19 protein-coding genes, 1 tRNA gene and 1 pseudogene are annotated in these 19,806 nt (G+C 58.9%); 2 read left to right on the forward strand and 19 right to left on the reverse strand.

All coding sequences use genetic code 11. The annotated features are described in order from the left end of the window. Positions 1 to 48: 48 nt before the first annotated feature. Together alsS and budA are read right to left on the reverse strand one after the other, a co-directional pair. Positions 49 to 1,719 carry an acetolactate synthase AlsS gene (gene alsS, locus ACM3N8_RS06500; protein WP_098984790.1) on the reverse strand — a complete coding sequence of 557 codons (1,671 nt, stop codon included), beginning with the start codon at positions 1,717 to 1,719 and terminating at the stop codon, positions 49 to 51. A 27-nt stretch (positions 1,720 to 1,746) separates the two neighbouring features. Next, positions 1,747 to 2,526 carry an acetolactate decarboxylase gene (gene budA, locus ACM3N8_RS06505; RefSeq protein ID WP_098984791.1) on the reverse strand — a complete coding sequence of 260 codons (780 nt, stop codon included), beginning with the start codon at positions 2,524 to 2,526 and terminating at the stop codon, positions 1,747 to 1,749. 109 nt (positions 2,527 to 2,635) lie between these two features. Here budA and ACM3N8_RS06510 point away from each other — a divergent pair, with 109 nt between their 5' ends. Then, positions 2,636 to 3,520: a LysR family transcriptional regulator gene (locus ACM3N8_RS06510; protein ID WP_290019873.1), complete on the forward strand. Its 885-nt coding sequence runs from the start codon at positions 2,636 to 2,638 to the stop codon at positions 3,518 to 3,520. 127 nt (positions 3,521 to 3,647) lie between these two features. Here the strand turns inward: ACM3N8_RS06510 and ACM3N8_RS06515 are convergent, their stop codons facing one another. From ACM3N8_RS06515 to ACM3N8_RS06555, 9 genes and pseudogenes are all read right to left on the reverse strand, one after another. Next, the gene (locus ACM3N8_RS06515; protein ID WP_241279190.1) at positions 3,648 to 4,361 is read right to left on the reverse strand and encodes a DUF2931 family protein; all 714 of its coding nucleotides are present in this window, start codon (positions 4,359 to 4,361) and stop codon (positions 3,648 to 3,650) included. After that, entirely contained in the window at positions 4,361 to 6,295 is a 1,935-nt protein-coding gene (locus ACM3N8_RS06520; protein WP_290019874.1) for a T6SS phospholipase effector Tle1-like catalytic domain-containing protein, read from the reverse strand. Before ACM3N8_RS06520 ends, ACM3N8_RS06515 begins: the two co-directional genes overlap by 1 nt. Beyond that, a complete protein-coding gene (locus ACM3N8_RS06525) occupies positions 6,295 to 7,095 on the reverse strand; it encodes a DUF4123 domain-containing protein (protein WP_290019875.1) in 801 nt (266 codons plus the stop codon). Before ACM3N8_RS06525 ends, ACM3N8_RS06520 begins: the two co-directional genes overlap by 1 nt. After that, a complete protein-coding gene (locus tag ACM3N8_RS06530) occupies positions 7,092 to 7,895 on the reverse strand; it encodes an ADP-ribosyltransferase (RefSeq protein WP_416015893.1) in 804 nt (267 codons plus the stop codon). Before ACM3N8_RS06530 ends, ACM3N8_RS06525 begins: the two co-directional genes overlap by 4 nt. 72 nt (positions 7,896 to 7,967) lie before the next feature. Next, positions 7,968 to 9,878: pseudogene (locus ACM3N8_RS06535) on the reverse strand (type VI secretion system tip protein VgrG); the annotation flags it as partial. 11 nt (positions 9,879 to 9,889) lie between these two features. After that, positions 9,890 to 10,189: a type VI secretion system PAAR protein gene (locus ACM3N8_RS06540; protein ID WP_290019876.1), complete on the reverse strand. Its 300-nt coding sequence runs from the start codon at positions 10,187 to 10,189 to the stop codon at positions 9,890 to 9,892. Positions 10,190 to 10,378: 189 nt separating this feature from the next. Then, complete coding sequence (hcp1, locus tag ACM3N8_RS06545) at positions 10,379 to 10,897, reverse strand: type VI secretion system effector Hcp1 (RefSeq protein WP_042867131.1); 519 nt, start codon at positions 10,895 to 10,897, stop codon at positions 10,379 to 10,381. 232 nt (positions 10,898 to 11,129) lie between these two features. Beyond that, a complete protein-coding gene (locus ACM3N8_RS06550; protein ID WP_290019877.1) occupies positions 11,130 to 11,900 on the reverse strand; it encodes a LuxR family transcriptional regulator in 771 nt (256 codons plus the stop codon). A gap of 225 nt (positions 11,901 to 12,125) precedes the next feature. Continuing rightward, positions 12,126 to 12,213 (reverse strand) — tRNA-Ser (locus tag ACM3N8_RS06555). 198 nt (positions 12,214 to 12,411) lie between these two features. On the opposite strand from ACM3N8_RS06555, the gene ACM3N8_RS06560 reads away from it, so the two are divergent. Continuing rightward, positions 12,412 to 13,161, forward strand: coding sequence for a DsbA family protein (locus ACM3N8_RS06560; RefSeq protein ID WP_290019755.1), 750 nt, complete (start codon positions 12,412 to 12,414; stop codon positions 13,159 to 13,161). 179 nt (positions 13,162 to 13,340) lie between these two features. Here the strand turns inward: ACM3N8_RS06560 and galE are convergent, their stop codons facing one another. The 8 genes from galE to ACM3N8_RS06600 form a co-directional block, all read right to left on the reverse strand. Beyond that, positions 13,341 to 14,366 carry a UDP-glucose 4-epimerase GalE gene (gene galE / locus ACM3N8_RS06565; protein ID WP_290019756.1) on the reverse strand — a complete coding sequence of 342 codons (1,026 nt, stop codon included), beginning with the start codon at positions 14,364 to 14,366 and terminating at the stop codon, positions 13,341 to 13,343. An 83-nt stretch (positions 14,367 to 14,449) separates the two neighbouring features. Further along, the gene (locus tag ACM3N8_RS06570) at positions 14,450 to 15,457 is read right to left on the reverse strand and encodes an FAD-binding oxidoreductase (protein ID WP_416015730.1); all 1,008 of its coding nucleotides are present in this window, start codon (positions 15,455 to 15,457) and stop codon (positions 14,450 to 14,452) included. 131 nt (positions 15,458 to 15,588) lie between these two features. Further along, positions 15,589 to 17,238 (reverse strand): hydroxylamine reductase, encoded by a 1,650-nt coding sequence (gene hcp, locus ACM3N8_RS06575; RefSeq protein WP_290019758.1) that lies wholly within the window; start codon positions 17,236 to 17,238, stop codon positions 15,589 to 15,591. A 218-nt stretch (positions 17,239 to 17,456) separates the two neighbouring features. Then, positions 17,457 to 17,924 (reverse strand): Dps family protein, encoded by a 468-nt coding sequence (locus ACM3N8_RS06580; protein WP_021140949.1) that lies wholly within the window; start codon positions 17,922 to 17,924, stop codon positions 17,457 to 17,459. A 129-nt stretch (positions 17,925 to 18,053) separates the two neighbouring features. After that, positions 18,054 to 18,596, reverse strand: a complete 543-nt coding sequence (locus ACM3N8_RS06585) for a DUF3833 domain-containing protein (protein WP_290019760.1) — start codon at positions 18,594 to 18,596, stop codon at positions 18,054 to 18,056. A 14-nt stretch (positions 18,597 to 18,610) separates the two neighbouring features. Further along, a complete protein-coding gene (locus ACM3N8_RS06590) occupies positions 18,611 to 19,153 on the reverse strand; it encodes a chalcone isomerase family protein (protein WP_290019761.1) in 543 nt (180 codons plus the stop codon). Continuing rightward, a complete protein-coding gene (locus tag ACM3N8_RS06595; RefSeq protein ID WP_043134397.1) occupies positions 19,110 to 19,328 on the reverse strand; it encodes a TIGR02450 family Trp-rich protein in 219 nt (72 codons plus the stop codon). The genes ACM3N8_RS06590 and ACM3N8_RS06595 overlap by 44 nt, the downstream gene beginning before the upstream one ends. After that, the gene (locus ACM3N8_RS06600; protein WP_290019762.1) at positions 19,325 to 19,804 is read right to left on the reverse strand and encodes a DUF2878 domain-containing protein; all 480 of its coding nucleotides are present in this window, start codon (positions 19,802 to 19,804) and stop codon (positions 19,325 to 19,327) included. The genes ACM3N8_RS06595 and ACM3N8_RS06600 overlap by 4 nt, the downstream gene beginning before the upstream one ends. Positions 19,805 to 19,806 lie beyond the last annotated feature (2 nt).

The following is a 19,806-nucleotide window of genomic DNA, read 5'->3' on the forward strand; positions in this document are numbered from 1 at the left end:
GCCGGCAAGGGGCGCTCTGCTATTGGCCGGGCGCAACTCGGACGCTCGCTAGCTCAGCAACTCGGGTCTGAGCTGCTCCATCAGCAGGTGGTTGTCACTGTAATCTACCGGTATGGCCACCACGGCTGGTCCAACGACCGCCATGGCGGCGCGCAGGGTCGACCGTAGATCCTCGGCGCAGGTGACCGCAAACCCGGCCGCCCCAAAGGACTCGGCATAGGCCTTGAAGTTGATGGGCCCGAAGCTCACCCCCGAGCTGCGGCGGTATTTTTTCTCCTCCTGCATCGCCACCATGTTGTAGCCGTTATCGACCCAGATGATGTGCACTATGTTGGACTTGAGCCGCACCGCCGTCTCCAGCTCCATGCTCGACTGCATGAAGCTGCCATCGCCGGACACCGAGATGATCTTCTCCCCCGGCCGTACCATGGCCGCACCTATGGCCCAGGGCAGCGCCACCCCCATGGTCTGCTGGCCGTTGGAGATGAGCACCTGGCGCGCCCGGAAGCTGTAGAGGTAGCGGGCAATCCAGATGTGGAAGCTGCCCATGTCCACGCACAGGGTCATGTCCTGCCCTATGATGTCCTGCAGCTCCTTGACGATGCGCAGCGGATGGATGGGCATGCCCCCCAGATGCTGGGCATGCTGGGTCAACTGATGGCGCTGGGCCCGGATCTCCCCGAGCAGGGCGGCGATGGCGGGATCCCGTGCCAGCGGCTGGTTCAACATCTTGGTCAAGCAATAGAGATTGGCGCTGATGGAGCCCACCAGCTCCACCGCCGGGCAGTAGCTGCTGTCTATCTCCGCCGGCAGGGCATCGATGTGCAGCAGTTGCCGCTCCCCCGTGCCGTTCCACAGCACAGGGTCATATTCGATGGGGCTGTAACCGATGCAGATCACCAGATCCGCCCCCTGCAGCAACCTGTCCCCCGGCTGGTTGTTGAACAGCCCCACCCGACCGGCAAAGTCATCGAAATGGTGGGTATCCACCACGCCGGCCGCCTGATAGGTGCCCGTCACCGGCAACCGGCTCTTGTCCAAAAAGGCGCGCACCGCGAGGGAGTTCTCCGGCCGGCTGGCCAGCAGGCCGAGCAGCACCACCGGCTTGCGGGCTTGCGCCAGCAGGCTCAGCGCCCTGTCGATGCCCGCCTCATCGGCGGCACCGGGTTCGGGAATGGCTCTGGGCACCAGGATGGCGCCATCGGTCGGCTCGTTGATGATGTCCATGGGCAGGCTGACGAAGGCGGCACCAGGGCGACCCAGCTCGGCGGACCGAAAGGCGTTGGCCATCACCTCTGAAAGGGCGGATCCCGTGCCCACCTGGGCGCTGAACTTGGTGACGGGGCGGCACAGGCTGACGGTATCCAGGCTCTGGTGAGTGAGCTTGAGGCCGTCGGCCCGTCGCACCGCGCCACCCAGCGCCACCATGGCATCCCCTTCCGAGGTGGCGGTCGCGAGGCCTGTGATCAGGTTGGCGCAACCCGGGCCCGAGGTCACCAGCGCCACCCCGGCCTTGCCGGTCAGCCGGCCCACGGCGGCGGCCATGAAGGCGGCGTTCGCCTCGTGACGCACCACTATGGTGTCGATGGGGGAGTCTTCCAGCGCATCGAACACCCGGTCGATCTTGGCCCCCGGAATACCGAATACCTGCTTGACGCCCTGTGCCTCCAGGTGGCGCACCACCAGTTCGGCCCCACAGCCCCAGTGTTGATTTTCCATGAGAATAACTCCTTGTAAGCGAAGGGATTAGCCTTCGGCGGCGCGGATGGCGCGGTCTAGATCGGCGGGATTGAGGTCGGCCTGCTGAAAGGCCGGATTGCGTGGCAGTTCTATGTTGAGGTGCTGAACCACAGACAACTGCAGCTGGCCGTGGCCCATGGCGTAGTCGAGGATATGACCACCGCCCTGGCGATCCTGGGTGATGAAGTGCTCGTGATAGCCGGCCACATTGATCCCCTGCACGAAGGGCGGGCAGCGAAAGCCCACCAGGGTGCCGCGCCGCTGGCTGAACGAAAACAGCGGCTGGGCCTCTATGGCTTCCAGCATAGGTTTGTAGGGCGGGGTCTGGCAGGGCACGGTGCGTACCTGCGCCTGTTCAAACAGGCCGTCGAGCCGAAAGGCGACGAAGACGTTGTCGGTGCCCACCAGCTGATCGATCCATTGATGGATCTCATCGCGGCTGAGGGGGTGATCGAAGCGGCGCTCCAGGCAGGGGCGAAAATGCGTCATCACCGCAAACGGGGTTTTCTGGCCTGCCTGGGCCGGACGGGCCGAGCCGTCGGCCTTGAGCTGGTGGATCTGGCGCTCGAACGCAATCAGCTCGCCATCGAGCCGGTTGAAGGTGCCAAGGCCAAAGTCGCCGTGGCGCAGCAGATCGGCCATGGTGGTCTCGCCCTCATAGACGCCGGCCAGCAGGGCGCTCATCAAGGAGCTCTGATAGACCTCGCCGCCCCCCTGACGGGCCTGCCAGCGGGCAAACTGCTGGCTGATCTCGATGGCACAGTCACACTGTGTATAGGTTTCCATTTGGATTTAACCTCCAATCCTGTTAGGTTGGCAAATCAGGATTCAATAGTGACCAAGATCACAGTTTGATACCAATATCCAAACCCATCAGCTTCGAGACGTACCAGATATGGAATTTCGTTACCTGCGCTACCTGGTAGCCGTGGCAGAGAAGCAGAGCTTTACCAAGGCGGCCGAGGCGCTGGGCATGGCCCAGCCACCGCTCAGCCAGCAGATCCGCAAATTTGAACAGGAGGTGGGCACGCCGCTGTTTCACCGGCTGACCCGCAGCGTGGAGCTGACCGAGGCGGGACTGAGCCTCTATCAGGATGCCAAGGGGATACTGTCACAAACCGAGCAGGCCATGCAGAAGGCCAGGCGTATCGCCCGTGGTCAGCTCGGCTCCCTGCGCCTGGGCTTTGCCGGCTCCACAGTGCTGCACCCGAGCGTGCTGCGGCTCATCCACGACTTTCGCCAGGCCTGGCCCGAGGTGAGCCTGCATCCCATCGAGAACAGCATGCCCAACCTGGTGCGCGATCTGGTGAGCGAGGAGCTGGATGCCGCCATCCTGCGCCTGCCGTGCAGCAGCAGCTCGGCACTGACCCACCACCTCATCGATGAGGAGGAGATGCTGATCGCCCTTCCCCCGCACCATGCGCTGGCAGGCAGCGACGCCATCGCCATCGAGGCCCTGGCGGCGGACCCCTTCATCCTGTTCCCCCGCGAGCTCGGGCCCGGCCTGTACGATGCCATCACCCAGCGCTGCCAGCGGGCCGGCTTCAGCCCCCGCCTCGGCAGCCAGAGCCCGCAAGTGATCTCCACCGTCGGCATGGTGCAGGCCGGTTTCGGGGTCGCCATCATCCCACGCTCGGTGAGCGAGCTGCACCCCCACGGCGTCAGCTATCACCCCATCGCCGATGAACCGCTCACCACCCGCATCAGCCTCGCCACCCGTCGCCATCCCCGCCAGAAAAGCCTGCAGCACCTGATTGGGCTGATCCCTGGCCATCATTGAAAGACAAACAAAAAACCCCATCGGCATGAGCTGATGGGGCATTGGTGCCGCATTACATAGCGTACAAATATTGGTCTACTTAATAATTCAGCTCACCTTTATCGCCGGTTGAGATGAAACAGAATCGTTATTCAGACACAGGATTCACATCGGTGACGGGTTGGGCAGCACGATAAGCATCCATGATGGGAGCCCAGTCCATTCCACTGGGGGTTGGGTACTTTTGATAGGCTGCACCATATTTTTGATAAAACTCGTCAAACCCGTATTGCTTGCTCAAGGGAACTCGCTTGTCATAATAATCATCGGTTACTTCATGGGCTAAACCCCTAACAAGCAGAATGTCTGGTTTGACGTTGTATTGTGTCAGGAACACCTCGACATAACCGCCCGGAGCCATCCCTACGGCAATGACATTACGCTGCGTTTCTTCGCGTTTTTTGCCATTTGAGATGAAGTAACGCTGGGCCATCTGAGTGCCAATGTCTACAGGTAGTTTCAGGGTAATACCATAGCGCTTTTTATCATGGTACGAGACCCACTCTATTTGTACTTCATTGGGTATCGGTTGATTTTCAGCACTCCTTCCCTTGCCGATGGTCCAACTGTAGTCTTTGTCCCTCAATGACTCCTTGCTAACCGATGATACCGCCCCATTTGATGAGCCATGAATAGGTTTTCCATCTCGATAAAAATTGGCTTTGCTGCTCCAAATTTCATCCGCATTGGTACCCACCATATAACGCCAGTCCATAGTGTTTTGGCTATTGGCTATACCTTTGCTGCTGCACCCAAGTAGAGCCATAACCAGTAGTGACAAGCCGATCCAACGGAATTTCATTATCCCCCCTCCTGGTTAGTGTAAATATGACGCGCTTCTTTGCCTCGGTGGTGATGTGACCTATTCACCAATCCTGTATCAGCGCTGTGATGAAGATATTCAAAACGCAGTTGGCGGTAGGCCTCAGCATCGAGTTGCTTAGTTAAATCCTTGGACACCCCCCGCTCTTTGGCGGCATTGACCCAGAGCATATCAAGTTTGGCCAGATCGGTACGAGGGAGTTTAGGTGCACCACTTTCCAACATGAGCGCTCGTTCATCTGGTTTCCATGTGATAAATGGCACTCCAACATCCTGAGCAGCTGTGACCATCATGTGAAGTGGAATGCGTGAGTATTCACCTTCGACTACGCGATTGAGCAGCACTTCAACCTCGACACTCATTTTATCTGTCTTGGGATGTCGGCTGCTCCTCACTCGCAAGCTGACCTTATTCCTCACCGGAGCACTCGCCACATTAGGTAAGTCAACAACCTCGTTACCCCACCCCTTTACCACCTGCTCTTCGGCATACTGCCTAGCTCGTCGATAGGCGCTGCTATCTTTAGGGTCATATGTCATAGCAGATGCTTCACTTCTACAAATCTTGATGGAGACTTGCTCTGTAATCGCGGGATCGCTATTGGGATTGCTCAAACTCCATCGGCTGTAGTAACCACCACCCACATCAGAGTGAGATCCTGGAATGAGCACCTCAGTAAAATTGGGTGCAATCTGGTTACCAGCAACATCATCAGTGATCCGGGTCAAGGCAAAGAAATAGCGCCACTCATCGGCTGCAATGAGATGGACTACCCGTTCGGCACAGTCGGGGGCTAACGTTACGTTTCGCTTATTGAACATTGCAGTACAAACGGTATCGAACAAGCCGACAAATTTAATACGGCAATCCTCACGATTAGCCCAGTCAAAGCCTGCTTTTAGCTTGATGGTACTCTTATTTCCGATAGCGTCAGCCAAGAGATGGTTTGCTTGTTGATCGAGCATGTTGACAAATTGCCGAGCAGCCGAGGCACCTCGGCTAAAACCAAATACATCAAAGTTGATCTTGTGAATACAGTCGAGGGTATTGAGCGTTGGGCCTAATTGTAGTTTGAGTTCCTCGACAATCTTGGTTTTACAGGCCTTCTCAACTTTGGCCAGACTTGAGGTGCTCCCAGTATCGGCACCCTGTCCAGCTCCGGTGTCACCATCCCCATCCTCAGTGCCGATGCCATCAATATAAACCGCAACACTAAGAGCACCTTTATTGCGGCGAATGTATAAATCATGGGCCTTACCAATATTGGTAACATCATTTGCTTGGCTTGCAACCTTTAGAGGGACATCCCCCGCCTCGCACTGTTTGCGCAGTGCTTCTCGTTCTTCAGGAGCAGCGCATTGTTCCAAAAATGTCTCTATTCCATCCTTGCCAATCAAATGGTTAAAGGTGTTGTTCGAGGTACCATCGAAGAAGACACCAATCCGCAAGATATTGATCTGATAGCCCTTCACCTCAATCACATAGGAGTGCTTGGTGAAAAAGCGGGGAGGCTGAGCCTGTTCTGCCTGATGTCCTCCTGGTAGTGGCTGCTCTGGTTCAGTGAGGCAAAGGTCGCCTGAGGTCACCTTGATGTGCTCTCGTTTGACGTCGCAGTGCCCGAAGAGCTTGTCTGTATAGGCGGGTACCTGTGTGACCTCACCCTCCTTGAGGGCCTCACGGGATTGCGCCGCCTTGAGCCAGGCTGGCGTCTCGATTTTTACAGCCACCGGGCCAACTGCAAACCCTCGTACCAGGGTGGGTCCATCCTTCAGGGTGACCGTCTCTGACTTGCCTGTTTCGTCAGTCAAAGTCGCCTTGAGCCCATTGAACGAACAGTTGTGCTCATCACGAACGTCTATCTCTATCCAGTTATCATAACGTTCGCAAGGGATACAGTGGGGATCTGCCGCCATCAGGATACTCCTGTCAATTCGTGATGTTTGTTCAGCCAGTTGGCTACCTGAACCAGTTCATCGTCGGTCAGCATCAATGGCTCCCGTATCTCTTCAAGAGCCAGATTGGCCTGCAAGGTCAAGGCGCCAGCCACCACACCATCCCGCACATCCTCTTGCAGCCCATCCTGATTGGCCTGTTTGAGGGTGGGTAAAATGGTCCCGGCCGGGTCGGGATGACGCTCCATCATAGCCGTCATGGTCTGCCATAACCGCCGCCGCAAGATGTAGGCATGACGGTTCTCGTCGTAGAGTCCAGCCAGGTGATGAGGCCGGATATGAAACCAGGGGCTTTGCAATGCGGGTTGGAACCGGGCATGAGGCGTGCGAGAGAAGGCCTTGCCATGGATCCAGAGCCCGGAACAGGGCCCCAGCACACTATCGCGTTCATCAGGGGTCATGGCGCTGAGCATGGGCAGGAAAATGCGTGGGTCAGAGAAACGAAACCAGACAGCTTCTCCCTCACGGATCGCTTCTATCAGGCTCTGCCAATGGCGACGGATCAGCGCCACTGATTGATCGCTGATCAGGTAGAAGCCGCTCAGGACAGGATTGGCAGTCATGAACTCAGTGGAAGGTGCAGGTAGCAACCAGGGCCCCAACGCAGACTGCTCATCGAAAGCGGTACCGGCAAAAAGTGGATTGGCATTCTCTCCGTCATATGTATAGAAATCTGCCACGGCTGACGCCGCCAGGGCTCCATCGATGACGGCATATATTTCACCCGCTTGCTTGCCAGCGAGCCAATCAGATAACGTCATAATACGGAAACCTCAATCAGTCGCTTGATCCTGCTGCGGTTGTCCGATGCATTGTCAGAGGTTGGAATCGTATTGAGCAAGGTGTCGAAATCTCCGCTCATGGAGGAAACCACCCGATCGACCCTGAGTCTGGTCTGGGTCGGAAACAGCATTTCCGCTTCCCCCTTGAAGTGCGCAGCGTCTCCCAGCAGACGGCCACCATGACCGGCAGGCAGGCGGATCCTCAACAAGGTATCGTTGACCCAGGCCTTGTCCGGTGAGGTACTCATGAATCCTGGCTCAACAACGATATTGCCCACCCCGGTAAACTGATCTTTCAGGGCTGCAAGCTCCGGCTTGTCCAGCGCCAACCCCCGGTACACGAAGTCCAAATCGGGTGAGGCCGGCAATTTCGCCAGACCAGCCTCCACATCGGCAACATAGGCCTTTATTGCCTGGTCAAACTCACTCGCGGATGTTGGCTCATCATTCAAATAGCTGCGACTAAGCAGGGTATCGATGGCCTCTCGCTGCTTGTAGGGGCGATCCCGCAAATAGTTATTGAGCAGCGTGTATCCCTGCGCCGAATAGTATCTGAGCGCTTCATCCGCTTTGGATATCTCTACCGTCGCCCACTTCTTTGCCGGCTTTTTGCCCTCCCCTTTGGCCGCAACGGGTGGTGGCGGCGGTGGCATTGATGGCCCTCCGGCAAGCTGGGGTGGGGCGGGTGGTGGCACTGGTGGTCCCCCGGCAAACTGGGGTGGGGCGGGTGGTGGTGGCGCGAGCGGACAAGGCTTGGCCAGCGGCGCCATGGACTCCATGCTCTTGTGAATGGCCGGAGCAGGCAAGGTTGCCGGAGGTGGTGCTGGCACCTCGACATTGCCCGGCAGGATGGGCGCCTTGCCTGCCCAACCGGCGCCAGAACCCGGGCTGCCACCCGAGTTCATTTTGATGGAACCACCGGAGAGGGTGACACCGCTTGGGTCTATCTTGACGAAGCTGCCACCGACTTTCAGGGTCAGCTCGGAGCCCGCTTCCATCACGATTTTCATGCCTGCCTTGTGATGCACTTCGCTGCCCGCCTCAACCAAGAGGGACTGGCCCAGCTTCTGATGCAGGCTGGCATCCACCGTCAGCGAATAGTCCGCCTTGATCTGGTCGCGCTTCTCACCCTCCACCGTCAAGTGGTCATTGGCCTTGATGCGAGTCACCCGCTCGTTGTCGATGTCGCTGTGCTGGTCGTGTTTGATATGCCAGGCCGCATCGTTCTCGATAAGCACGTTCAGGTCTTTCTGACCGTGGATATAGATCTCTTCCTTGCCCGCCTGGTCTTCGAAGCGCAGCTCGTTGAAGCCCTCACCCTGATGGGTTTCGGTGCGCAGCACGGTACGGGTCTTGTTGGCCGGCAACTCGTAGGGGGGCCGGTTGGTGGCATGGAAGGTGCGGCCGGTCACGATGGGCTGATCGGGGTCTCCTTCCAGGAAACTCACTATAACTTCGTGGCCAATGCGCGGAATGGCCATCATGCCGTACTGGCCACCTGCCCACCCTTGAGATACCCGTACCCAGCAGGAGCTCTGGTCGTTGGAACTGCCGTATCTGTCCCACGGGAATTGCAGTTTAACCCGGCCATGTTCGTCGCAGTAAATCTCCTCCCCTTCGGGGCCGACCACTGTGGCGATTTGCGGGCCATCCACCATGGGCTTGTGAGGGGCCTGTGGGCTGCCGATGCGCGCCCGCCAGCTGGTGCTGGCTTTGACCACCGCAAATTCGTTGTGGTAGACGGTCGGGCTGCTGCCCCCCTCCTCTTCCAGCGCCTGCGGCTGCAAACCGGTGTGGCTGATGCGCACGATTTGCCAGTCGGTATTCAGACTGCCATTCGGGTGCTCGGTCAGCGAAAAATACTGGCCTGGCAGCAGGGCCGCGCTGTTGGACTTGCCACTGCCTTCCATGGCGTCGTTGCGCAGCGCATCGAGTCTGTGCTGGGCAAACGCCTTGCCGCTGCCGTCCTGCTTGTAGCGGCCCGGGAAATCGAAGTGCTGGTAGGTGCCCCGCTGGTGTTCCAGCTCAGCTCCCACCTTTTTGTGGGAGAGGCCGTAGGCCGGGGTCTTGAAGCTATAGTCTTTGAGCTCCACGTCGCTGGGGCGCACCGCCTCCCGGTAGTGGAACTGGCGCACATAGGGGCCCTGCTCCAGCGAACGGTTACCGAGGTTGAAGAAGAGCGCGGGGCCGGCGGTCAAGGCCGCCGCATCGTCGGCAAACACGACGCGGTGTTTGCCCGCGTCGAATTCATGGAAATAGAAGAGCCCCTCTTCGGCGGCAAGCCGGTTGACGAACGCGAGGTCGGTTTCGCGATACTGAACGCAGTATTCCCGCTGGGCATGCTCGTTTTTGAGCGCAAAGGCGTAGTCTGTGATGCCGTGCTCTTGCAACAGGATGGAGAGGATTTCGTCAGGCTTTTGCGCCTGAAAGATGCGGGAATTGTGGCGAAGAGAGAGCCGCCACAGCGCCGGCTGTACCATGAGCTGATAGCGGGTACGGCGAAAGCCGCTGTCCCCTTGCGCAAAATCACTCACGACCCCGCACACCCGCCGCTGCAGCTCGCCGTTGTACCACACCATCAGCTCGCACGGCTGGTCCAGCACGGCACCGAAGTCGACGTCGGGCTCTGGGCTCGCCAATTCCAAGCGCAGCTGGAAAGGCCCGTTCAGCGCCTCTTCCAGCGCAAACTCGGCCACCACGAAGGTGCTCTCGGGCAGCGCCCCCACCTTGACGGTAAATTGTAATCCTGTGCTGTCTGCCATAACGCTGTTCCTTATCCTGCCTGTCCGCTGCCAGAGCCAATCACAACGCCACCGCAACCTATGACGGTGCCGGTCACGGCGATGGGCTTGCCACTGCACCGCAAAGTGCACAGCACGGAGCCGACGCCCCCCGAGATGCTGCGCGGATGGGGAGGATTGTTGGGTTTGACATGAGGGGCCAGCGGATCACCCTGCCGAGCCACCGGTTTGCCATCGAGGAACACATCGGGGCTCGCGGCAATCACGGGGGATGGGTGGAACCCATCGTGGTCGGTGCCAATGTCACCGGGCAATGCAATAGTGGGACACATCACGACTGACCTCTGTTGTGCTTTGCAATAAGGTCGATGCCTTCAGCCATATGGCAAAACACAAAAGCTCCGACCACGTCCAGATGAACAGGCCGGAGAAAGCTTGCACGGGCCTGGCGACCACTGACACTGTGAACGCCAGAACCCTGGGGTGCATTACAAGGAATAACGTCAATAAGGACTCGGGGCTTAGGCCTCGATAGGTGCACGCCAGTCGTCAGAGCCGGAGGTGCCAGCCACTGTGTGCTCCCAGTCAATCTTGCGATAGGCCAGAGAGACCTGGATCAGCTGGGTGAAGTCAGACTTCGCCGGATCCTGGCAGTGGGGCATCTGGCAGTCGATATCGACTATGGTGGAGTCAGTCAGCACTGTGGAGAAAAAGTGCTCCTGCTTGCCTTCGACCGAGGTGCGGTACCATTTCAGGGTCACTTTCGGCAGCATCTCGCCGGAAGCCAGGGAGTTGTACATCAGCGGTACGGCCTTGTTCAGAGCGACGGTGAACTTGAACGGCTTGTGGACGCGCTGGCCGGCAGGCTGACCGGATTGCGGATCGGTCGGCACGGTAACAACGTGTTGGAACTCTTGTACCAGCATCTCGTCTTCATGGCCTTGCACGAAGATATTGCCGACGGAATCGGAGGTGAAGGCACCTGCGGTGATATTGCCCTGGGTTTTACCTTCGATGCTGATATAACATGGAGTTGGCATGTGTATGCTCCTGATGGGTTGGTTAAATGAGATAGCACTCGACCAAACCATTAGCAGCGACCATGCCACTCTTTTTAGCCCTTACTTTTCAGCATCTTAAGTAAAACACCCAAGCAAACCTCACTCATGCAGCGCAATAAGTTGTGCGTTACCGGCCTTTACACCATAAATAGTTGCCCACTCAGTTGAATGTTTTGCAGATCGCGCAACTACTTGCTCAATGCCAATGAAATCACTGTTTCTCATCCACATTGGCAACCAGCGCCATCTCCACGTTCAACCTGACCATCCCCTGCTTCAGAGCCCATGAGATGGCCTGACTCTTGCTGCTGGCCCCCAGCTTGCTGACCACATTGTTCAGGTGAAACGTCACGGTACGAGGGGTGATCCCCAATATCTGGGCAATATCGCTCACCTGCTTGCCCTCCGCAGCCCAGCGGCACACCTCCAGCTCCCGCAAACTCAACGCATCGTGCGGTGACAGGCCAGCCAGACAAACCCGGGCCACCGCCTCGAAAATATGCATGGAGAGCCAGCTGAGAAAAGGCACCGCAGAGAGCCACTGCGCCCTGGTGCGAGATTCGCTGGTGATGAAGGAGAGCAAGCCCACATGGCCGTTGGCTCCGTGCCAGGGAAACGTCACGCCATCGCGAATGCCAAACTCGCTGGCCAGCTGCATCACCTCCCGGCCCTGCTCATCACCACCCTCTTCATCGCGTACCACATCGGCCCACAGAATGGGGGTGCTCTGGGTCATGCCGCGTTTGACGATGGGATCGATGGCAAAGAAACCGCTGGCCGTGTAGGTATCCACCCAGGCTTGCGGGCAACCGTTGAAGATGATGACATCGGGACGTTGAATAGTGCTGGGGAAGATCAGGCCGAGCCTGAAATAATCGAATCCCATGTGCGCGGTCAGTTCACGCAACAGGGTCACTATGGTGCGCTCATCAGCAGCAGTCTCAAACTGGGCGATGAGATCCAGCGCATGCAGGGTGTTCATTTCTAGGGTATGAGGATCGTGCACAAGGTAGGGTGGCCAAACATGGAAACGTACCGCATGTTAACAAGCGTCAACGGATGGCACACTTGGACCTCTCACAAAATCGGAGATTGCCCACAGTTTATCCTGCAAATTCAGATATGCCTGTATGAAAGCACCGTTGAAAGGGCACTGAGCACATAGCAAAAAGGCCATCCTTTCGGATGGCCTTTTTGGCTTAATAAATGGCGGAGGAGGTGGGATTTGAACCCACGGATGGTCGCCCATCGCCGGTTTTCAAGACCGGTGCATTCAGCCGCTCTGCCACCCCTCCGCGACAGTGCGGCGAATATTACCCATGGCGATCCGGCTTGTAAATCCCCTCGCGGTGCGTTTGCCGATTTATTGGGCTAAATGACGCATAAAGTCGACAAACTGGGCATAAGCAGCGCTTTTTCAACCAGATAACTTGACTTGAAAACAGACTCACCCACTATAGTGGCCATCACGAAATTTCCAGCAAGATGGACTTATGAGAATCAAACATGCCCTGCTTTGCGCCCTGACTGGCGCCACCCTGCTTGCGGCGCCGGTTCAGGCAAGCGAGCTGACCAAGAGCGATGTCGAGCAAATCGTGCGCGACTATCTGGTCAAGAATCCGGAGATCCTGGTCGAGATGTCCAATGCCCTGCGCGCCAAGCAGGAGAGCCAGCAGGCGGCCAACGACAAGAGCCTGATCCAGACACACGCCAAGCAGCTCTATGCCAATCAGGATCCCGAGAGCGGCAACCCCAAGGGCAGCCTGACCGTGGTCGAGTTCTTCGATTACAACTGCGGTTACTGCAAGCGCGCCCATCCGCTGATCAAGCAACTGCTGGGTGAAGACAAGGACATCCGTTATATCTACAAGCAGTTCCCCATCCTGAGCGAGACCTCCTACTTCGCCGCCCGTGCGGCGCTGGCGGTGCAGCTGGGTCAGCCTGACAAATACCAGGCCTTCCACGAGAAGCTGTACGCCCATCAGGGCCCGCTGTCTGATGAAGCCCAGGTGAAGCAGCTGGCGGAAGCGGCCGGGGTGAACTGGAGCAAGGTCGAGGCCAAGATCAAGGACGGCAGCATAGACCAGAACCTCGGCACCAACCGGGCGCTGGCCGAAGCCATGAGCATCTCAGGCACACCGGCCTTCATCATAGGTGACCAGATACTGCGTGGCGCCCCTCGCGATCTGGCGAGCCTGAAAGGCTTCATCAAGGATGTGCGCGCGGGCAAGAGCATTCAGTAACCCAGCCCTTCGTACATAAAGAACGCCCCGGCATTGCGATACCGGGGCGTTTTGCCATTCAGGCTTTAGCCCTCAGAACTGATGGGCCGTCGCGAGGAGCTGTCAGCAAGGCGAAGAGCTGCGCAGGGACCGGAATTTATATGAATAAATGAGGCTCCCGAGCAGCGCATGATCCTTGATCACGGCTTCGCAGTAGGACCATAGCCGTTCGGGTTCTGGCTTTGCCAGCGCCAGGTGTCCACCATCATCTGCTCGAGCCCGCGCTCCGCCTGCCAGCCCAGCTCGTCACGGGCCTTGTGCGGCTCGGCCCAGCATTCGGCTATGTCACCGGGACGGCGCGGTTTGATCTGGTACGCTATGGTGCGGCCGCTGGCCGCCTCGAACGCCCTGATCATCTGCAGCACGGAATAGCCCTGACCGGTACCCAGGTTGTAGGTGAAAACACCGGTATCGGCAGCGATGCGGGCCAGCGCCTTGAGATGACCGAGGGCGAGATCCACCACGTGGATGTAGTCACGCACACCTGTGCCATCCGGGGTCGGATAGTCGTTGCCAAACACCCCCAGCTCCTTGAGCTTACCGACGCCCACCTGGCTGATATAGGGCAGCAGGTTGTTGGGGATGCCGTTGGGATCTTCACCTATGAGGCCGCTCTCGTGGGCGCCAACCGGGTTGAAGTAGCGCAGCAGCACTATGGCCCAGCGCGGATCGGATTTGGACAAGTCACGCAGTATCTCTTCCACCATCAGCTTGGAGCGACCGTAGGGATTGGTCGCGCTGGTGGGGAAATCTTCCCGCAGCGGCACAGAGGCCGGATCGCCATACACTGTGGCGGATGAGCTGAACACCAGCCGGAACACGCCCGCCTTTGCCATCTCCTCGCACAGCACCAGAGTACCTGTGATGTTGTTCTGGTAATAGGTGAGCGGGATCTGGCTCGACTCCCCCACCGCCTTGAGGCCGGCGAAGTGGATCACGGATTCAATCTTGTGGGCGGCAAACAACTGCTGCAGACAGGCTCTGTCCAGCACGTCCCCTTCCACGAAGATGACCGGCTTGCCGGTGATCCGCTCGACCCGCTTGAGGGACTCGGGGGAAGAGTTGGACAAGTTGTCCAGTACCACGACCTGCTGCCCGGCATTGAGCAGCTCAACCAGGGTATGGGAACCTATGTAACCGGCGCCGCCCGTGACCAATATTGTCATTTTTTATCCCGTGTTCTGGTGAAACTGGGCTGAGTGTACCCGCCCAGTCACAACGGGAAAAGGCCGAGATGTTCATGGCATCCTCAATAATCGAGGCTGACATCCCCCCTGGCGGTACAGGAGCAGGCCAGTGCGACGCCGCCCTCCAGATCCTGCGCACTCAGCGTCATCACGCTCTGCCGTTCGATCTCGCCAGTCGTGGTACAGCGACAGGCGCCACACACTCCGGCGCGGCAGGCAGCCATCATGGTCTCGCCAGCCCCTTCCAAGGCGGCCAGCAGGGTCTGGCCCGGCAATATCTTCACCTTCTTGCCGCTTTTCTTGAGGGTCAGCCAGAAATGGTCGCTGGCGGCCGCAACCGGCGCCTCGCCCGATGTAACAGCAGGCAGGCCGAACGACTCCTGATGCAACTGCTCCGCTGGCAACCCCAGCTCCGCCAGCATGGCGCAGACGGCGGTCATGTAAGGTGCAGGGCCGCACAGATAGACGTGGCGAGCGAGCAGATCCGGTGCCAATTCCCTCAGCATGTCCGGGCTGAGTCGGCCAACCCAGGGATAAGCCGTCGGTGCCTCTTCCAGTATCAGTGCGTGGCGCACGCCGGGGTGAGCCTCGGCCAGCGCAGCCAGTTCGTCCGCGAAGATCAGATCCTGGGGTGAACGGGCGCTGTGAATGAAGCGGATGTCCACCTCGGGGCGCTTGGCCAGCTCGTCGCGCAGCATGGCCCACATGGGGGTGATGCCGGAACCGGCGCTGAGCAGCAGCGGTCGCTCGCAGGGCAGCGCCGTCAGGTTGAAGTCGCCGAAGGGGCCGTCGACCCGGATCTCGTCCCCCACCTGCAGGCTCTGGTGCAGATGGTGGGAGACCCGCCCCACATCCTTGATGGTGACTTGCCAGCAGGCGTCCTGCGGGCTGGAGGAGAGGGTATAGGCACGGCACATGGGCTGGCCGTCGATCTCTGTGTGCAGGGTCACGCACTGGCCGGCCAGCACGGGGGGCAGACTGCCTGCAAGCGGCACGAACTGCCAGCTCACCACATCATGGGTGTCGGCGCGATGACCGATGCAACGCAGGGTGAGAGAGGTGGAGGTCATCACAAGGCTCCTCATTTTGAAAACATGTTTTTGAAACACGACGCGTTGAAAAAAGGCGAGCCATCAGGCTCGCCAAAGGCTTACAACACGCTGAGATGATCAGGCCGGCGCGGCCTGCGCTATCACCGGATTCAGGCCGCCAGGATCTCGGCGAGATCTGCTTCGGCCGTGGTGGTCCCTTTCAGCCCGAACTGCTCCTCCAGCACCTTGAGCAGGGCCGGGGTCAGGAAGGCCGGTGCGGTCGGACCGGTGCGAATGTCTTTCACACCGAGCGCCAGCAGGGTGAGCAGGATGACGATGGCCTTCTGTTCGAACCAGGAGAGCACCAGGGTCAACGGCAGGTCGTTGACGCCACACTCGAACGCCTCGGAGAGCGCCAGCGCCAGCTGGATGGCGGAGTAGGCATCGTTGCACTGACCCACGTCCAGCAGACGGGGAATGCCGCCTATGTCGCCAAAGTCGAGCTTGTTGAACTTGTACTTGCCGCAGCCCAGGGTGAGCAGCAGGCTGTCTTGCGGGGCTGCCTTGGCAAACTCGGTGAAGTAGGCGCGCTCGGCCTTGTCGCCGTCACAACCGCCCACCAGGAAGAAGTGGCTGATCTCACCGGCTTTCACCTTGTCGATCACTGCTGGTGCCGCCTGCATCAGGGCATTGCGGGCAAAGCCGATGGTGATGAAATGCTCGAGTTCTGTGTGCTTGAAACCTTCCAGCGCTAATGCCTTCGCCACCACGGCGGAGAAGTCATCCCCTTCCAGGTGAGTCACGCCCGGCCAGCCGACGATGGAACGGGTGAAGATGCGGTCGCTGTAGTCGCCCACGTTCGGATCTATGATGCAGTTGGAGGTCATCACAACGGCGCCGGGGAAGTTGGCAAACTCCTTCTGCTGGTTCTGCCAGGCGGAACCGTAGTTGCCCACCAGATGGGGGTACTGCTTGAAGAAGGGGTAGGCCAGCGCCGGCAGCATCTCGCCGTGGGTGTAGACATTGATGCCGGTGCCTGCGGTCTGCTCCAGGATCAGCTTGAGATCCATCATGTCGTGGCCGGAGACCAGGATGCACTTGCCAGGCACAGGGGTAACGCGCACCTGGGTCGGTTCCGGGTGGCCGAAGGCGGTGGTTTCACCGAGATCCAGCATCTCCATGATTTTGAAGTTGAGCAGGCCGATCTCCATGGCACATTTGAACAGGGGATCCAGCTCGCTCGGGTCCGTGCTGAGCCAGCTCATGATGCGATGGAACTCGGTGGCCACGGCGCTATCCTGCTGACCCAGCACCCGGGCGTGCTCCATGTAGGCGGCGGCGCCCTTGAGGCCGTAGAGGCAGAGCAGACGCAGCCCCATGATGTCTTCGTGCACCTCGCTCTTGCCGCGATTGACCGCGGTTTGCGGCGCATGGGCCAGCTGGGCGAGCAGCTCGTCACCCGGCTCGAAGCCGGCAGCCTCGGGCAAGCCGGTGACTTGCACCGCCAGTGCCGCCAGACGGTCGGCCAGCTGCTGACGATGAGCCAGCGCCTGGTTGACATAGCCAACGATGCGGGCGGAATCGAAGTTGACGTTGGTGAGGGTGGCGAAGAAGGCCTTGGGCACGAAGGCATCGATCTCGTTGTCGATGACGCCGTGCTCGCGAGCGGCCAGCGCCCAGGCACTGAGGCCCTGCAGCGCATAGATCAGCACATCCTGCAGATCCGAAGTTTCGGCCGTCTTGCCGCACATGCCTTGTGCATAAGCACAGCCATTGCCTGCCGGGGTACGAATTGTCTGTTCACATTGCACACAAAACATCATGCCTCTCCCAATTGGACATTTCAGTTACTTGTTTTGTGGCGATTCTATGCCCCTCGCCAAAAACTTAATAGGCATTCAATTTGCCAATTAAGTTTTCATTGATGCAGATCAAAAACAAAAAAACCGCCCAAACAGGGCGGCAAGCGGGTGGATAAAAGGAGAGACAACTCGGGTTTACAACAAAGGTTTACAACAAAACTCGCTTCAACAAAGGGTCAGGCCAGGTAGGCGCGCAGCATCCAGACCAGTTTTTCCTGCTGCTGCACATAGTCGGAGAGGATGGATGCAGTCCCCTCGTCACCGGCCTCGGCGGCTTGTCCCAGGATCCGGCGCTGGGCGACCAGCAGCTCGCGGAAGCTCTCAAGCAGGGATTCGACACAGGCACGGCCGTCATGCAGTCCCTTCTGCTCCGGGATGGCAGAGACTTTCAGGTAGTCGCTGAAGCTGTGCATGGGCACGCCATCCAGGGTAAGGATGCGCTCGGCCAAGGCATCGACCTTCAGCAGCAGATCGTTGTAGATCTCTTCAAATTTCAGGTGCAGTTCGAAGAACTGGTTGCCGCGGATATTCCAGTGGAAGCCACGGACGTTCATGTAGAGGATCTGGTAGCTGGCCAGCAACTTGTTCAGCTCGGCGGCCAGGGCTTGTGATTGAACGGTATCAAGACCAATCGGACTTTTCATGTTTCACCTCCAGATTTGACGACGGAGCCAGATTAGCTCCATTCAGACTCAAAAGGTAATAGTTGCTGCCTAACTGATTGATAGCGAGCGGCTATCGCCAAGTGCACCCATCAGATGATCTGGCATGTCTCACCCCGGACGCCGCTCGATATAGAGGATCACCTCGCCCAGATGAATGCCGAACTTGCTGATCTCGGCCCGATTGATCAGGCGATCTTCATCCAGCAGATACATCCAGTCATCGAAGCTCACCCGCACCACTTCCCCGTCCGGCAGGGCCAGATCGAGTTGATAGCGCCAGTTGAGAGCAAAGCCTTCCGTCTTGCCTATCGCCTCCCCCACTACATCGGATGCGGTACCGCGCCAGTGACCATCCGCCCCCTTGCTCAAGAACCAGGTGCGGGTCTGCCGGCGGCCGTCATCGAAATAGAACTGCTCGAACAATTGCCCCTTGCCACCCTGCCAATGCCCCTGCATCTCGACCCGGAAGCGACTGGTCACTTCGCCGCGGCGGTCGGTCACCAGGCCATGGGCCACCAGCTTGCCGTTGAAGAAGCGGGCGAGATCCCAGCTCGGCCCCTGACCACGGTAGTCGTCCAGATTGCTGCCACACCCCGTCAGCACCACGAGTGACAACAGCAGCAGAAAGCGACAATAACGATAGAGAGACATTGAGTATTCCAGCATCAGAGTTGACCCCGCAGGCGGCGGGTGAGCGCGGGATCACGACTGTTGTCGGCGAGCCAGATGGCCAGAAAGGCCGCGGAGAATTGGGGATCGGCGAGGCTGCCGAGCGGCCGTTCGTGCCACCAGAAATGGCCCGTGCCGCCCCTGTCGACATAGAAGGCAAGTCTGTCTCCCGCCCCCACATCGGGCCAGAGCGCCGCCAGCTGATCGAGCCAGCGCCGGCGATCGGCATCGCTGCCGAGCCCGAGTCGCTGCCACTCCTCGTCGGTGGCGGTGAGCAAATCACTGCGTTTGATATCTCTGGCGTAGGTGAGGATCAGCGCCTGTGGATAATGGCCCGGCTCATAACGGCCACTTGCGCTGTAGAAGGTAGCGTCGTAGAGCTTGAACCAGAGCCATCTCATCTCCCCCTGCCCCACGGCTCGCAGCGGCTGCCAGGGGGTGGAAAGGGCCTCTTTGGCCAGTGAACACGGGCTGCTCAAGGCCACGATCAGCAGGCTAATTCCACCCCATGTGCCAGCTCGCGGGATCTTCCAGTTCATGCCAATCCATCTCCTGTTCCAGCAGGGTGTTGATATCCTGCATCACCACGCGGGCCAGCTGCCCCTGCGCATCCCGCTGGCATGACACCACCAGATAGAAGCGCTCGGTCAGCTCGTGCTGGCTCTCTTTGGTCCACTTGGAAAACAACAAGGTGTCGGTCGAAAAGGTGTTCATCTCGCTTCACCCTCCAGCTTGACCGTTACCCACAGGAGTACGGGTAACCACCACATCCAGATCACCGCCAGCAGTGCAGTGCTGATCCAGATGCCCCAAGGTAAGTGTACTGCGCCCATGGCAGCTCCCGCCACATAGGAGGAAGCGCCACCCGCCATGCCAAACAGCCCCTGCTGCCAGCAGGGCAAGGGGCGCAACCAGCACATGCCGTGGGCCAGCGTCAGGGCAAAACCGAGCCAGAGCAGTACCAGCCAGAGAGGGAAACCGGCCGAAAACTGAAACAACCCGAGCTGCCAGAGCAAGCCATCGAGCAGACAGCCGGCCAGGGCCACCGGCCATAACCGCAGATCGTGCCTGCGGCTGGGGGAGAAGAGAAAGTGGAGCAACAGCATCAGCAGCAGTGGGCCCGGCTGCTGCCACTTTACCGCCAGCAACCAGTAGAGGTTGAACCCCAGCAGCTGGGCCCACTGCCACATGG

The sequence above is a fragment of the Aeromonas sp. A04 genome, from assembly GCF_047780465.1.
In the GTDB taxonomy this organism is placed as follows: domain Bacteria; phylum Pseudomonadota; class Gammaproteobacteria; order Enterobacterales; family Aeromonadaceae; genus Aeromonas; species Aeromonas bestiarum.

Coding starts and splice junctions, on each gene's coding strand:
- ACM3N8_RS06590 (WP_290019761.1), bottom strand. CDS start 19,153: ATGAACTGGAAGATCCCGCGAGCTGGCACATGGGGTGGAATTAGCCTG.
- ACM3N8_RS06520 (WP_290019874.1), bottom strand. CDS start 6,295: ATGGCGGCAGATCCCCACTGTATCCCTTGCGAACGTTATGATAACTGG.
- galE (WP_290019756.1), bottom strand. CDS start 14,366: ATGACAATATTGGTCACGGGCGGCGCCGGTTACATAGGTTCCCATACC.
- hcp (WP_290019758.1), bottom strand. CDS start 17,238: ATGTTTTGTGTGCAATGTGAACAGACAATTCGTACCCCGGCAGGCAAT.
- ACM3N8_RS06595 (WP_043134397.1), bottom strand. CDS start 19,328: ATGAACACCTTTTCGACCGACACCTTGTTGTTTTCCAAGTGGACCAAA.
- ACM3N8_RS06560 (WP_290019755.1), top strand. CDS start 12,412: ATGAGAATCAAACATGCCCTGCTTTGCGCCCTGACTGGCGCCACCCTG.
- ACM3N8_RS06525 (WP_290019875.1), bottom strand. CDS start 7,095: ATGACGTTATCTGATTGGCTCGCTGGCAAGCAAGCGGGTGAAATATAT.
- hcp1 (WP_042867131.1), bottom strand. CDS start 10,897: ATGCCAACTCCATGTTATATCAGCATCGAAGGTAAAACCCAGGGCAAT.
- ACM3N8_RS06540 (WP_290019876.1), bottom strand. CDS start 10,189: ATGTGTCCCACTATTGCATTGCCCGGTGACATTGGCACCGACCACGAT.
- ACM3N8_RS06580 (WP_021140949.1), bottom strand. CDS start 17,924: ATGAAAAGTCCGATTGGTCTTGATACCGTTCAATCACAAGCCCTGGCC.
- ACM3N8_RS06510 (WP_290019873.1), top strand. CDS start 2,636: ATGGAATTTCGTTACCTGCGCTACCTGGTAGCCGTGGCAGAGAAGCAG.
- ACM3N8_RS06585 (WP_290019760.1), bottom strand. CDS start 18,596: ATGTCTCTCTATCGTTATTGTCGCTTTCTGCTGCTGTTGTCACTCGTG.
- ACM3N8_RS06515 (WP_241279190.1), bottom strand. CDS start 4,361: ATGAAATTCCGTTGGATCGGCTTGTCACTACTGGTTATGGCTCTACTT.
- ACM3N8_RS06600 (WP_290019762.1), bottom strand. CDS start 19,804: ATGTGGCAGTGGGCCCAGCTGCTGGGGTTCAACCTCTACTGGTTGCTG.
- alsS (WP_098984790.1), bottom strand. CDS start 1,719: ATGGAAAATCAACACTGGGGCTGTGGGGCCGAACTGGTGGTGCGCCAC.
- ACM3N8_RS06570 (WP_416015730.1), bottom strand. CDS start 15,457: ATGACCTCCACCTCTCTCACCCTGCGTTGCATCGGTCATCGCGCCGAC.
- ACM3N8_RS06550 (WP_290019877.1), bottom strand. CDS start 11,900: ATGAACACCCTGCATGCGCTGGATCTCATCGCCCAGTTTGAGACTGCT.
- budA (WP_098984791.1), bottom strand. CDS start 2,526: ATGGAAACCTATACACAGTGTGACTGTGCCATCGAGATCAGCCAGCAG.
- ACM3N8_RS06530 (WP_416015893.1), bottom strand. CDS start 7,895: ATGGAGTCCATGGCGCCGCTGGCCAAGCCTTGTCCGCTCGCGCCACCA.